This window comes from Citrobacter sp. On2M, from assembly GCF_018035235.1.
In the GTDB taxonomy this organism is placed as follows: Bacteria; Pseudomonadota; Gammaproteobacteria; order Enterobacterales; family Enterobacteriaceae; genus Citrobacter; species Citrobacter meridianamericanus.
Window position 1 is genome coordinate 779527 of record NZ_WPCV01000005.1, and the last position, 13311, is coordinate 792837.

Consider the following 13311-nt stretch of genomic DNA (forward strand, 5'->3'; position numbering starts at 1 on the left):
GCCTTATCCGGCCACGGTCGAAATATTCAGGCCGGGCAAGCGAAGCGCCCCGGCGACCCGCGATTACGCCTTTTCCGCCAACAGTTGGTTTGCCAGCGCTTTCAGTTCCGGCAAATATTGTTCATCTACCGGGGCAAATGGTTTACGGCACAGCGGAACAGAAACCACGTCCATATAGTGCAGTACCGTTTTCAGGCCGCGGAACACGCCAACTTTAATGAGCAGATCGATAACCTTATTGCACTCGGTTTGCAGCTTTTGTGCCGTCCGGATGTCGCCTTCTTTGAGCGCTTTCACAATTCCCTGGTAACGCCATCCCATGATGTTGTAGGTACTACCGATACCTCCATCTGCACCCGCCAACAGACCAGAAGCGAAGATCTCATCATAGCCGTTGTAAAGCACCAGATCGGGGTGAGCGCGTCGGATCTGTTCCATCTGATAGAGATCGCCTGAGGTTTGCTTCAGCGCACCAACGCCCGGCAACGTCACCAGCGTGTTGATCTGATCCAGCGTCAGTTTTACGCCGCTCAGTGCCGGGATGTTATAGACCACCATTGGTAAGCCATCGGCGGAATCAATAATTGCGCGGTAGTGATCGCAGTGCTCTTCAAAGCTGAACGGATAGTAAAATGGCGTGACAGCCGAAACCGCATCAAACCCGTAGCGATGCGCAGCGCTCGCCAGCTGCTGGCTCTCTTCGGTACTCACTGTGCCGACGTGGGCGATCAGCGTCACCTTGCCTTTTGCTTCTTCGGCAACAATTTCCAGTACCTGCTCTCTTTCAGCGCGGTTTTGGACAAAGGCCTCACCCGTTGAGCCACCGACATACAGCCCATCTATTCCCTGCCCAATATTGAAACGCACCAGACGGCGCAAGCTCTCGATGTCCAGTTTCTGTTGGTTATCGAATGGAGTTAACAACGCTGGCATTACGCCTTTTAAATTTCTTGCCATAACGACCTCTGAGGATGATTAGTGTTATCTGACTACATACCTTTATACCTGTTATACCAGATCAAATAAGCAGCAATACAATACAGAACGCTTATAGTGCGATCTACCTCACTAAACACTTCATCCTTCGAGCCGCCTCTGCGTTGGCTGCGTTCGATCACCCCTGTCACATAGTTATCTATGCTCCAGGGTGTTCGCTCTCTTGCCGCATTGATGCAACTTGAATGATTTTGTGTTTAAACGATCGTCGGGATCGCGATCACTTACGCAATTTTTTGTTTTTACTGAGGGCGTGCCAGGTGGCAGAAACGCTGTTGAGATGTTCTTGTAATGCGCGGTCGGCTTCATCAGGATCATGCTGACGAATAGCCTCAACAATAGAAATATGTTGTTGATAACTCACACTATTATGCTCGTACAATTCCCGATCAGGGACGGTCGGACGTGCGGCAATCAGCCAATCCAGCAGCGCGACGTGGATCGCCATAAAGATGGGATTGCCCGGGATCTCCGCCAGTACGCGGTGAAAATCAACGTCCGAGCGAATGAACAACGCATTGTCATCGAGCGACTGACTGTTGATCTCCAGCGCCTTCGCCAGTTTGTCGATTTGCTCGTCCGTCGCATGTTCGGCGGCATATCGTACCAGGCTGGATTCAAAGAACAATCGCAGCTGTTCGAAGTGGGCAATGCCGCCGGGATGCGCGAGGAAATCTTTCGCCATACCAGAGAGCTCGCTGATAATAGTATCAGCAGAAGGACGCGAAACGCGGGCGCGCTCACCGTTGTTGATTTGTACCAGACCTTTGCGCTTTAACGCCGCCAGCGCTTCTCGTACAGAAGGACGGCCCACGTTAAAGAAGGTCATCAGCTCTCGCTCAGACGGCAACTGTTCGCCCTCGCCAAATTCCCGACGACGAATCATCTGCTCCAGTTCTTCTTCAACCATTTCAGACAGTTTTTTACGCGCCAGCGGGCGATTGCGTAAGCTACGGCCAATGGCGGATGGAGAGTCTTCAGCTTGCGAATCAAATGCGTTCATAGGGCCCATTCAGCTAAGTCGTGGTGACAAACAACAGCGGGTTTATCCTATCACAGGATCGAAAGCAGGGTGAAATGATGGTCATTCGGGCTGAACAGCTTATTGGTCATATCTGCAATAAATATATTTTATTCAGTTTAATCATTCTGCATATATTTAATTTAACGGCACTCTATTCACTTTTTGAAATTTATGAATATGAACATGACAAATTATCATAACCATCTATTTTATAACGATAAATAATTTAAAGATCGAATTAAAAACAAGATATCCACTCCATAAAAAACGCTCAAAAAAATATAACATCCGTTTACATAACAGCGTTATTACCGGATTTATCTTCTTCTCTGGCATGGAGTGAAACAATGTTCGGCATCATTATTTCTGTTATCGTTTTATTAACGATGGGTTACCTGATCCTCAAAAACTACAAACCGCAGGTCGTGCTGGCGGCCGCGGGGATATTCCTGATGATCTGCGGTGTCTGGCTGGGCTACGGCGCGCTGGTCGCTGACGACAAGAGCAGCGGCTATCTGCTGATCGATATTTACAACGAAATTCTGCGTATGCTCTCCAATCGGGCGGCCGGACTGGGGTTATCCATCATGGCAGTGGGCGGTTATGCCCGTTATATGGACAGGATGGGAGCCAGCAGAGCGATGGTTAGCCTGTTAAGCCGTCCGCTTAAGCTAATCCGCTCACCCTATGTTGTTCTTGCCGCCACTTATGTGATTGGTCAGATCATGGCGCAGTTCATTACCAGTGCATCCGGGTTAGGTATGCTGCTGATGGTGACGCTGTTCCCAACGCTGGTCAGCCTTGGCGTGAGCCGTTTGTCTGCGGTGGCCGTCATTGCTACCTCAATGTCCATTGAATGGGGCATTCTGGAAACCAACTCGATTTTTGCCGCGCAGGTCGCAGGTATGAAAATCGCCACCTACTTCTTTCATTATCAGTTACCCGTCGCATCGTGCGTCATCATCGCCGTCGCCATTGCGCATTTTTTCGTTCAGCGGCAATTTGATAAAAAAACAGTACCGGACTACAACGGATTCACTGAACAAAAAGCACTGGAAAACGTACCTCCACTCTATTACGCCATTTTACCCGTCATGCCGCTGATCCTGATGCTGGGCTCGCTTGCCCTGGCGCAGATGGGGCTAATGAAAGCAGAGCTGAATCTGGTGGTGGTAATGCTGATGAGCATGACGCTCACGATGTTTGTTCAATTCCTGCATAAACATGATCTGCGCGAAACGATGGATGATGTGCAGGCTTTTTTTGACGGTATGGGGACGCAGTTCGCCAACGTTGTCACGCTGGTGGTTGCCGGGGAGATCTTTGCGAAAGGGTTAACGACAATCGGCACTGTCGACGCCGTGATAAAAGGTGCAGAGCATTCCGGCCTTGGCGGCATCGGCGTGATGATCATCATGGCCGTGGTCATCGCCGCCTGCGCGATCGTCATGGGATCAGGCAACGCGCCATTCATGTCTTTTGCCAGCCTGATTCCGGATATTGCCGCCGGGCTGCATATTCCTGCGGTAGTGATGATTATGCCGATGCATTTTGCTACTACGCTCGCCAGAGCGGTGTCACCCATTACCGCGGTCATTGTGGTGACGTCGGGTATTGCCGGCGTGTCGCCCTTTGAGGTGGTAAAACGTACAGCCATCCCAATGGCGGTGGGATTTGTGGTGAATATGATAGTCACCATCGCGCTGTTTTACTGATCCCGAAACCAGAAAACAGAACAGGCCCCAAAGGGCCTGTTTTTTTATTTCACTATTTATTTCACTACGCGCAGCGCTGGACGCCCACCGCGAGGTGGCGGCGGTGTGTCATCTGGTTCGTTGTCGTCGCCATTGTCAGGCTTATCGCCATCAATGACCGACATGACCGTTTCACTCTCAAAACCAGACGCGTCGTTGTCGTCATCATTTAAGCTGGCGACATCTTCGTCGTAGGCGGCTTCCGGCTCGAACATCGTACCGGCGCCATTTTCACGAGCATAAATTGCCAGGACGGCAGCCAGCGGCACTGAAACCTGACGCGGCACACCACCAAAGCGCGCGTTAAAGCGCACTTCGTCGTTAGCCAACTCCAGATTGCCCACCGCACGCGGTGCAATGTTCAGAACAATTTGCCCGTCACGTGCATATTCCATCGGAACCTGCACGTCCTGGAGCGTCACATCCACCACCAGATGCGGCGTGAGCTGGTTGTCTAACAACCACTCATAGAATGCGCGCAGCAGATACGGACGGCGTGGTGTTAGCTGTGGCAAATCCATACAGGTTAACCCCGGCCCAGACGCATTTCACGTTCAGGCTCAGTCAGAGAAGCCAGGAAAGAGTCACGTTCAAAGACGCGAGTCATGTACCCTTTCAGCTCTTTCGAACCTGCACCGTTGAATTCAATACCCAGCTGCGGTAAACGCCACAGCAGCGGCGCCAGATAGCAATCTACCAGGCTGAACTCATCGCTCAGGAAGTAAGGTTTCTGGCCAAATACCGGCGCAATTGCCAGCAGTTCTTCGCGCAGACGCTTACGCGCGACTTCGGCTTCAGAAGCAGACCCGTTCACGATGACGTTCATCAGCGTGTACCAGTCTTTTTCAATACGCTGCATGTACAGGCGGCTTTCACCACGCGCAACCGGGTAAACCGGCATCAGCGGTGGATGCGGGAAACGCTCATCCAGATATTCCATAATGATGCGAGATTCCCACAGGGTCAGCTCACGATCCACCAGTGTCGGTACGCTCTGATTCGGGTTGAGGTCGATCAGATCCTGAGGTGGATTGTCCTTCTCCACATGCTCAATCTCGAAACTAACACCTTTTTCAGCCAGCACAATGCGGACCTGATGGCTATAGATGTCAGTAGGACCAGAAAACAGCGTCATTACCGAACGTTTGTTGGCAGCGACAGCCATGAAAACCTCCAGGTATATTCAGAATTTTTACTGCTACCAGCCACTCAGTGGCCAGCCAGAAGTGATGTCACCCAGGCTCGGAAAGTCATTGCTGTTCAAAATACAAACAAAAAATGAGCGATACCGGACATTTGGGCAGAAAATTGGATGATAGTTTACCAGATTTTGTGACCGTTGTGGTGAGTCGATTCTTGAAATGGGGAAAAAGAGGTGGCAATTAGCGGATTGCCGTGGTTCTACGGCGAGAAATAACGATAAAAAAACCCGCCGAAGCGGGTTTTTTCGCAAATTGTCGTCTGCCGAAGCAGAATACAATTAACGTTTGGAGAACTGAGGACGACGACGTGCTTTACGCAGACCGACTTTCTTACGTTCAACCTGACGAGCATCACGGGTAACGAAGCCTGCTTTACGCAGTTCGCCACGCAGGGACTCGTCGTACTCCATCAGAGCGCGGGTGATACCGTGACGGATCGCACCAGCCTGACCAGAGATACCACCACCTTTAACAGTGATGTACAGATCCAGTTTCTCAACCATGTCGACCAGTTCCAGCGGCTGACGAACTACCATGCGGGCAGTTTCACGACCGAAGTACTGTTCCAGAGAACGTTGGTTGATTACGATTTTACCACTGCCCGGTTTGATGAAAACGCGAGCTGCGGAACTTTTGCGGCGACCAGTGCCGTAGTATTGATTTTCAGCCATTGCCTATAATCCCGATTAGATGTCAAGAACTTGCGGTTGCTGTGCCGCGTGGTTGTGCTCGTTGCCAGCGTAAACTTTCAGTTTACGGAACATAGCACGACCCAGCGGGCCTTTTGGCAGCATGCCTTTAACCGCGATTTCAAGCACACGCTCAGGACGGCGAGCAATCATCTCTTCAAAGGTCGCTTGTTTGATACCACCGATGTGGCCGGTGTGGTGATAGTACACTTTGTCAGTACGCTTGTTGCCGGTTACAGCAACTTTGTCAGCGTTCAGAACGATGATGTAATCACCGGTATCTACGTGCGGAGTGTATTCCGCTTTGTGCTTACCGCGCAGGCGCAGAGCCAGTTCGGAAGCCAGACGGCCCAGAGTTTTACCGGTCGCGTCAACAACATACCAGTCGCGTTTTACGGTTTCTGGTTTAGCTGTAAAAGTTTTCATTAAAAGCTTACCCAAATAAATAAGTTACACGTTGGTGAACACCCAAACGTTTTGTCAGTTGAGGTTCACACGACATTGTCCAGCAAACCTACCCCTTCGAATAGCCTATGCCGGCGCATAGAAAGTTTTGGGAAAAAAACTCTCTCGTAACGTGGGGTCGCAAGATTATAGAGAAGTCAGGGTCAAAGATCGACCCCTTTATGTGATTTGCGGCAGGTTTAACCGGCTAAATGTTCCCGCTTCAGATACTCTTCGCTTTGCATCTCCTGCAAGCGCGACAAACAGCGCTGAAATTCAAACTTCAGACGCTCGCCCTGATAAATTTCATAGAGTGGCGACGCCGCACTGACCACCAGCTTGACGTGACGCTCATAGAACTCATCCACCAGCGCGATAAAACGCCGCGCCTCACTCTCCATCAGCGTCGTCATGACCGGTACATCAAACAACAGCACCGTATGAAACAGACGCGACAGCGCAATGTAGTCATGTTGGCTACGCGCATCGACACAGAGCGTAGTGAACGACACCGCCAGCGTTTGGTTTTCGACGGCCAGCGTCTGCATAGGGCGATGATTGATTTCCAGCGTCGGCGCATGCTCGCCTTTCGTTCCCGCCAATGCCAGCCAGAGCTTATCCATCTGCTGGCGGGTTTCCTCATTCAGTGGTGACAACCACAAATGCGCCTGAGTTAAGGTGCGCAGACGATAATCGACGCCAGCATCAACATTCATAATGTCACAATGCTGTTTGATAGCATCAATAGCAGGAAGAAAACGCGTGCGTTGCAACCCGTTGCGATACAGTTCATCTGGCGGAATATTGGAGGTCGCGACCAGCGTAATACCGCGGGCAAATAGTGCCTTCATCAGGCCGCCGAGCAGCATGGCATCGGTGATGTCAGAAACAAAAAATTCGTCAAAGCACAGCACGTCCGTTTCGGCCTTAAAACGGTCGGCAATGATTTCCAGCGGATCGCTCTGCCCCTGCAGGGCGGTAAGCTCCTCATGGACGCGCAACATAAAACGGTGAAAGTGCAAACGCTGTTTACGCCCGCCCGGCAGGCTATGGTAGAACAGATCCATCAGCCAGGTTTTTCCGCGCCCGACGCCGCCCCACATATACAGCCCACGCACCGGCGGGTTAGTCGGCGACTCGCGCTTACCCAGCAATTTGCCAAAACGCGCCATCAGTCCACTCTCCTGTGGCACAGGACGCGCCGGCGTCGAAAGCGCCTGGAAAATGGTTTCCAATCGATTCACGGCTTCTTGTTGTACGTTGTCGGGCTGATGACTGCCATCTTTGAGGGCTTGCTGGTAACGCGATGTCGGAGAAAGGCTTTGCATGATGTTATTGTTATTCCTTGAGAATCGATGTGCCGTCGCTCACGGTTGACGAAAAAAAGGCCGTTCTACATTACGTGATATAAACACGGGATTCCACTTCTACGGAATTAGCGGTTATAGTGGCATAATCAGGCGCAGGCATGGAGCCTAAAGCCAACACCCTACGGAAACACAAGACAACGGGAGATGTTCATGACCTGGGAATATGCGCTAATTGGGTTAGTCGTCGGTATCATTATTGGTGCTGTAGCCATGCGTTTTGGTAATCGTAAATTACGCCAACAGCAGGCATTGCAGTACGAACTGGAAAAAAATAAAGCTGAGCTGGAAGAGTACCGCGAAGAGCTGGTGAGCCACTTTGCCCGCAGCGCTGAATTGCTGGATAACATGGCGGACGATTATCGTCAGATCTACCAGCATATGGCGAAAAGCTCCAGCAACCTGCTGCCGGGTATGTCACCGGAAAACAACCCGTTCCGTAATCGTCTGGCAGAGTCCGAAGCTGGCAACGATCAGGCGCCGGTTCAAATGCCGCGTGACTATTCTGAAGGGGCTTCTGGCCTGCTGCGTAGCGGCGTAAAGCGCGACTAACCGCACATCGTTAAGAAATTTATTGGGCGCAGCAATTGCGCCCTCCGCTTCTCTTCCCGTCCCAGCTATTATTTAGTCGTTAGCCTCATTGTGACCAAACCGAAAATTCAATAACATCAAACTGTTTTGAATCATCTTCCGTTTACTCAAGGTACGAGAGCAGGATCCATGAAAAAACAAACCCAGCTGTTGAGTGCATTAGCGTTAAGTGTCGGGTTAACTCTCTCGGCGCCATTCCCGGCCGTTGCGTCGATTCCCGGCCAGGTTCCCGGTCAGGCTGCGCTCCCCAGTCTCGCCCCGATGCTGGAGAAAGTGTTACCTGCCGTGGTGAGCGTAAGGGTCGAAGGCACCGCCACTCAGGGGCAGAAAGTCCCGGAAGAGTTCAAAAAGTTTTTTGGTGATGAACTTCCCGACCAACCTTCCCAACCTTTTGAAGGGCTGGGTTCCGGGGTTATTATTGATGCCGCCAAAGGCTACGTCCTGACCAATAACCACGTTATTAATCAGGCGCAAAAAATCAGCGTTCAGCTTAATGATGGTCGTGAGTTCGACGCAAAGCTTATTGGCAGCGACGATCAGAGCGATATCGCTCTGCTACAAATTCAGCATCCCAGCAACCTGACGCAAATAGCCATTGCCGATTCCGACAAACTCCGCGTGGGTGATTTCGCGGTAGCCGTGGGTAACCCGTTTGGTTTGGGGCAAACTGCCACCTCAGGCATTGTATCGGCTTTGGGTCGTAGCGGGTTGAACCTCGAAGGTCTGGAAAACTTTATTCAGACGGACGCTTCCATCAACCGGGGTAACTCCGGCGGTGCATTGCTTAACCTCAACGGTGAGCTGATTGGCATTAACACCGCGATTCTGGCTCCCGGTGGCGGTAGCATCGGTATTGGCTTTGCAATTCCGAGCAACATGGCGCGTACGCTGGCGCAGCAGTTGATGCAGTTTGGTGAAATCAAACGTGGCCTGCTGGGGATTAAAGGCACCGAAATGACCGCCGATATCGCCAAAGCGTTCAAACTGGACGTGCAGCGCGGCGCGTTTGTCAGCGAGGTTCTGCCTAACTCCGGTTCCGCAAAAGCGGGAGTGAAGTCTGGCGACGTCATTACCAGCCTCAACGGCAAACCGCTCAACAGCTTCGCCGAACTGCGTTCACGCATTGCGACAACCGAACCTGGCACCAAGGTCAAACTGGGTCTGCTGCGTAACGGTAAACCGCTGGAGGTTGAGGTCACCCTGGACACCAGTACATCATCGTCCGCCAGCGCGGAGATGATTGCGCCTGCGTTGCAAGGTGCTACGCTCAGCGACGGACAGTTAAAAGACGGCACCAAAGGCATTAAAATCGATAACGTCGAAAAAAGCAGCCCAGCCGCGCAGGCCGGCCTGCATAAAGATGACGTTATCATTGGCGTTAACCGCGATCGCGTAAACTCAATCGCTGAAATGCGCAAAGTGCTGGAAGCGAAACCGTCGATTATTGCTCTGCAGGTGGTTCGCGGTAACGAAAGTATTTACCTGCTCCTGCGTTAACGCCTGTAACCGGACATCAGCCCCCCGTGTGATGTCCGGTAAACTCGTGATATGCTGCTGCCGTTCCCTTTATTAATGACGCCGCCATCATGTTTGTGAAGCTTTTACGTTCGGTCGCGATTGGTTTAATCGTCGGCGCTATTCTGCTGGCCGCGATGCCCTCGTTGCGCAAAATTAATACGCTTACCGCACCGCAGTTCGACAGTGCAGATGAAACACCCGCCAGTTATAACCCGGCTGTTCGCCGCGCAGCGCCTGCCGTCGTTAACGTTTATAACCGCAGTATGAACAGCACAGCGCATAACCAGCTTGAGATCCGCACGCTCGGCTCAGGCGTTATCATGGATCAGCGCGGCTATATCATTACCAACAAGCACGTCATTAATGATGCTGACCAAATCATCGTCGCATTGCAGGATGGCCGTGTATTTGAAGCGCTACTTGTGGGTTCTGATACGTTAACCGACCTTGCGGTGCTGAAAATCAACGCGACTGGCGGACTGCCGACAATTCCGATTAATAACAAACGCGTACCGCACATCGGCGATGTGGTTCTCGCCATTGGTAACCCTTACAACCTCGGGCAAACCATCACTCAGGGGATTATCAGCGCCACCGGTCGTATTGGCCTGAACCCGACGGGGCGGCAAAACTTCCTGCAAACCGATGCCTCCATCAACCACGGCAACTCCGGTGGTGCGCTGGTTAACTCGTTGGGTGAGTTGATGGGTATTAACACCCTGTCATTTGATAAAAGCAACGATGGCGAAACCCCGGAAGGGATCGGTTTTGCTATTCCTTTTCAACTGGCAACCAAAATCATGGATAAGCTGATTCGTGACGGACGCGTGATTCGCGGCTACATCGGCATCAGCGGTCGCGAAATAGCGCCACTGCACGCCCAGGGTGGCGGCATGGATCAAATTCAGGGAATTGTGGTTAACGAAGTGTCCCCGGATGGTCCGGCAGCGCGGGCTGGCATACAGGTTAACGATCTGATTATTTCGGTCAATAATAAGCCAGCGGTGTCAGCGCTGGAAACAATGGATCAGGTGGCAGAGATTCGCCCAGGCTCGGTTATCTCCGTGGTCGTGATGCGCGATGATAAGCAGTTGACGCTGCAGGTCACGATTCAGGAATATCCGGCAACCAACTAACGCGGATATAAAAAAACCGGAGCCAGTGCTCCGGTTTTTTACTTTCTGGCAGTTCGTTATTTAACGAACTCTTCGCCCAGAGTGATATCTTTCTTCAGCGTATCCAGCATACCTTCCAGCGCAGCTTGCTCAAACGCGCTCAGCTTGCCGATAGACTGACGTTCTTCTACACCGTTTTTGCCCAGCAGCAGCGGCTGAGAGAAGAAGCGAGCATACTGGCCGTCGCCTTCAACGTAAGCACATTCAACCACACCTTTTTCGCCGCTCAGTGCGCGAACCAGTGACAGGCCAAAACGTGCTGCAGCCTGACCCATAGACAGGGTTGCAGATCCGCCACCAGCTTTAGCTTCCACAACTTCAGTACCCGCATTCTGGATACGTTTGGTCAGGTCAGCCGCTTCTTGCTCGGTGAAGCTTACGCCAGGAATTTGTGAGAGCAGCGGCAGAATGGTCACGCCAGAGTGGCCGCCAATAACCGGGACTTCAACGTCGCCTGGCTGCTTGCCTTTCAGTTCCGCCACAAAGGTGTTGGAGCGGATAATGTCCAGCGTGGTCACGCCAAACAGTTTGTTCTTATCGTATACGCCTGCTTTTTTCAGTACTTCTGCAGCGATAGCAACCGTCGTGTTAACCGGGTTGGTGATGATACCGATACACGCTTTCGGACAGGTTTTAGCAACCTGCTGCACCAGGTTCTTCACAATACCGGCGTTAACGTTGAACAGGTCGGAACGATCCATACCCGGTTTACGTGCGACGCCAGCGGAGATCAGCACCACATCAGCACCTTCCAGTGCAGGGGTAGCGTCTTCGCCGCTAAAGCCTTTGATTTTCACAGCAGTAGGGATATGGCTCAAATCAACGGCCACACCAGGCGTTACTGGAGCGATGTCGTACAGGGAGAGTTCTGAACCTGAAGGCAGTTGGGTTTTTAACAGTAATGCTAGCGCCTGACCGATACCACCAGCAGCGCCGAGGACTGCAACTTTCATCCTAAACTCCTTATTATATTGATAAGCAAAGTGTCTATTGCTCCGCGGCGGCGACCTTAATTCACAAATCCAACGAATACAACAACCACGCGTCGAGAATGCGTAGTCACGCAAATTTGGCTTTTATGCATTTAACTTACGTAAAATAAAACCTAAGTTACGTAATTCAAAACCACCCGCACAGTAGAGCAACTTTCCAACAGGTGCTGACAATATACCCTACCCACCTCTCAAAACAACATCAATTTGATAACATTTAATTTACTTTTAACCTTATTTGCAAGCCGTGACACAGGCATGTTTCTTGATAACGAAATTTGATAAAATTCCGCTCTTTCATAACATTATTTCAGCCTTGAACAAGGCAGACCGTTTGCATAAAAATTCATCTGTATGCACAATAATGTTGTTTCTACTGCCATATTACGGGTGACTTATGCGAAGCTCGGCAAAACAAGAAGAATTAGTCAAGGCGTTTAAAGCGCTGCTTAAAGAAGAAAAGTTCAGCTCTCAGGGCGAAATTGTCCTGGCGTTGCAGGATCAGGGCTTTGATAATATCAATCAGTCCAAGGTTTCTCGCATGCTGACCAAGTTCGGCGCCGTGCGTACACGCAATGCGAAAATGGAAATGGTTTACTGCCTGCCAGCAGAGTTAGGGGTACCGACAACCTCCAGCCCGCTAAAAAATCTGGTACTGGATATAGACTACAACGATGCGGTCGTGGTTATTCATACCAGCCCCGGCGCTGCTCAGTTGATTGCACGTCTGCTGGACTCATTGGGGAAAGCGGAAGGTATTCTGGGTACGATTGCCGGTGACGATACTATCTTCACCACCCCAGCGAAGGGATTTACGGTAAAAGATTTGTACGAAGCCATTCTGGAACTGTTCGAACAAGAACTATAGTGCCTCCTCCCCGTCGCCTCGCGGCGGGGGAAAAAACTCTGTTTTCTCCCTCTTCCCTCTATTTTCCACTACGACTCGTTTAACAAATGGTGCGTTTAACCATCAAAAAACATTCACGTAGTGAATACGAATATTTAAAAACGCACATTTTGCAAAAATTCATATCATTATGATTTGATTGAATTTATTTATTTAAAGATGTCAAAAACACTCTTTTTAATTCCATTTGGTTATAAAAAAACCATTTCTTAACACCAAACACCAGCAGAAACAATTAGCGTGGTATTAATTTATCAGGTTATTAGTGTATACTTGATTTTGTGATGAGGGTCACGAAACGCAGACCCCTATAAAAGAATTCGACGAGGTAAAAATCATGAAAATCAAAACGACTATTGCAACCTTAAGCCTTCTTTCTGTTCTCTCTTTCGGTGCAAGCGCCGCGGTTACTCAGGTGAACTCACAAGAAGCACAGAACCTGCAATCCATGGGTAGCATCTCCGTATCTCAGATCGGTAGCTCACCAATGGATATGCGTCAGGCCATCGCTGCTAAAGCTGAAAAAGCGGGTGCCAGCAGCTATCGCGTTACCGAGCTCCGTGAAGGCGCTCACTGGCATGCTACTGCAGAACTCTACAAATAAACCCTCGTCGTCTCAGTCCGACGACTTGCCCCCGCCTGCCGGGGGCTT

14 protein-coding genes are annotated in these 13311 nt (G+C 50.8%); 6 read left to right on the plus strand and 8 right to left on the minus strand.

The window, feature by feature from the left end:
• Positions 1–63: 63 nt before the first annotated feature.
• Together nanA and nanR are read right to left on the minus strand one after the other, a co-directional pair.
• Complete coding sequence (gene nanA, locus On2M_RS21645; protein ID WP_121585117.1) at positions 64–957, minus strand: N-acetylneuraminate lyase; 894 nt, start codon at positions 955–957, stop codon at positions 64–66.
• A gap of 259 nt (positions 958–1216) precedes the next feature.
• A complete protein-coding gene (gene nanR / locus On2M_RS21650) occupies positions 1217–2008 on the minus strand; it encodes a transcriptional regulator NanR (RefSeq protein WP_151217881.1) in 792 nt (263 codons plus the stop codon).
• A gap of 359 nt (positions 2009–2367) precedes the next feature.
• On the opposite strand from nanR, the gene dcuC reads away from it, so the two are divergent.
• The gene (gene dcuC / locus On2M_RS21655) at positions 2368–3735 is read left to right on the plus strand and encodes an anaerobic C4-dicarboxylate transporter DcuC (RefSeq protein WP_187253334.1); all 1368 of its coding nucleotides are present in this window, start codon (positions 2368–2370) and stop codon (positions 3733–3735) included.
• A gap of 56 nt (positions 3736–3791) precedes the next feature.
• On the opposite strand, the gene sspB is transcribed toward dcuC, so the two are convergent.
• From sspB to zapE, 5 genes are all read right to left on the minus strand, one after another.
• Positions 3792–4295, minus strand: coding sequence for a ClpXP protease specificity-enhancing factor (gene sspB / locus On2M_RS21660; protein ID WP_151217882.1), 504 nt, complete (start codon positions 4293–4295; stop codon positions 3792–3794).
• Between the two features lie 5 nt (positions 4296–4300).
• On the minus strand, positions 4301–4939 hold the full coding sequence (gene sspA, locus On2M_RS21665) for a stringent starvation protein SspA (RefSeq protein ID WP_003025132.1): 639 nt from the start codon (positions 4937–4939) through the stop codon (positions 4301–4303).
• A gap of 315 nt (positions 4940–5254) precedes the next feature.
• Positions 5255–5647, minus strand: a complete 393-nt coding sequence (gene rpsI, locus On2M_RS21670) for a 30S ribosomal protein S9 (protein ID WP_003025138.1) — start codon at positions 5645–5647, stop codon at positions 5255–5257.
• A 15-nt stretch (positions 5648–5662) separates the two neighbouring features.
• Positions 5663–6091, minus strand: a complete 429-nt coding sequence (gene rplM, locus On2M_RS21675) for a 50S ribosomal protein L13 (RefSeq protein WP_003025141.1) — start codon at positions 6089–6091, stop codon at positions 5663–5665.
• Positions 6092–6309: 218 nt separating this feature from the next.
• Positions 6310–7437, minus strand: a complete 1128-nt coding sequence (gene zapE / locus On2M_RS21680) for a cell division protein ZapE (protein ID WP_187260097.1) — start codon at positions 7435–7437, stop codon at positions 6310–6312.
• A 192-nt stretch (positions 7438–7629) separates the two neighbouring features.
• On the opposite strand from zapE, the gene zapG reads away from it, so the two are divergent.
• The 3 genes from zapG to degS all read left to right on the plus strand — a co-directional run bounded on the left by zapG (position 7630) and on the right by degS (position 10721).
• Complete coding sequence (gene zapG, locus On2M_RS21685; protein WP_151217884.1) at positions 7630–8028, plus strand: Z-ring associated protein ZapG; 399 nt, start codon at positions 7630–7632, stop codon at positions 8026–8028.
• 168 nt (positions 8029–8196) lie between these two features.
• Entirely contained in the window at positions 8197–9564 is a 1368-nt protein-coding gene (degQ, locus tag On2M_RS21690; RefSeq protein WP_187253336.1) for a serine endoprotease DegQ, read from the plus strand.
• 89 nt (positions 9565–9653) lie between these two features.
• Complete coding sequence (gene degS / locus On2M_RS21695) at positions 9654–10721, plus strand: outer membrane-stress sensor serine endopeptidase DegS (protein ID WP_151217885.1); 1068 nt, start codon at positions 9654–9656, stop codon at positions 10719–10721.
• Between the two features lie 56 nt (positions 10722–10777).
• Here degS and mdh read toward each other — a convergent pair whose 3' ends face one another.
• Positions 10778–11713 carry a malate dehydrogenase gene (mdh, locus tag On2M_RS21700; RefSeq protein ID WP_003025158.1) on the minus strand — a complete coding sequence of 312 codons (936 nt, stop codon included), beginning with the start codon at positions 11711–11713 and terminating at the stop codon, positions 10778–10780.
• A 436-nt stretch (positions 11714–12149) separates the two neighbouring features.
• On the opposite strand from mdh, the gene argR reads away from it, so the two are divergent.
• Both argR and yhcN read left to right on the plus strand, forming a co-directional pair.
• Positions 12150–12620, plus strand: a complete 471-nt coding sequence (gene argR, locus On2M_RS21705) for a transcriptional regulator ArgR (protein ID WP_003025162.1) — start codon at positions 12150–12152, stop codon at positions 12618–12620.
• Positions 12621–12996: 376 nt separating this feature from the next.
• Positions 12997–13263 (plus strand): peroxide/acid stress response protein YhcN, encoded by a 267-nt coding sequence (gene yhcN, locus On2M_RS21710; RefSeq protein ID WP_003025165.1) that lies wholly within the window; start codon positions 12997–12999, stop codon positions 13261–13263.
• The last annotated feature ends 48 nt before the right edge of the window (positions 13264–13311 follow it).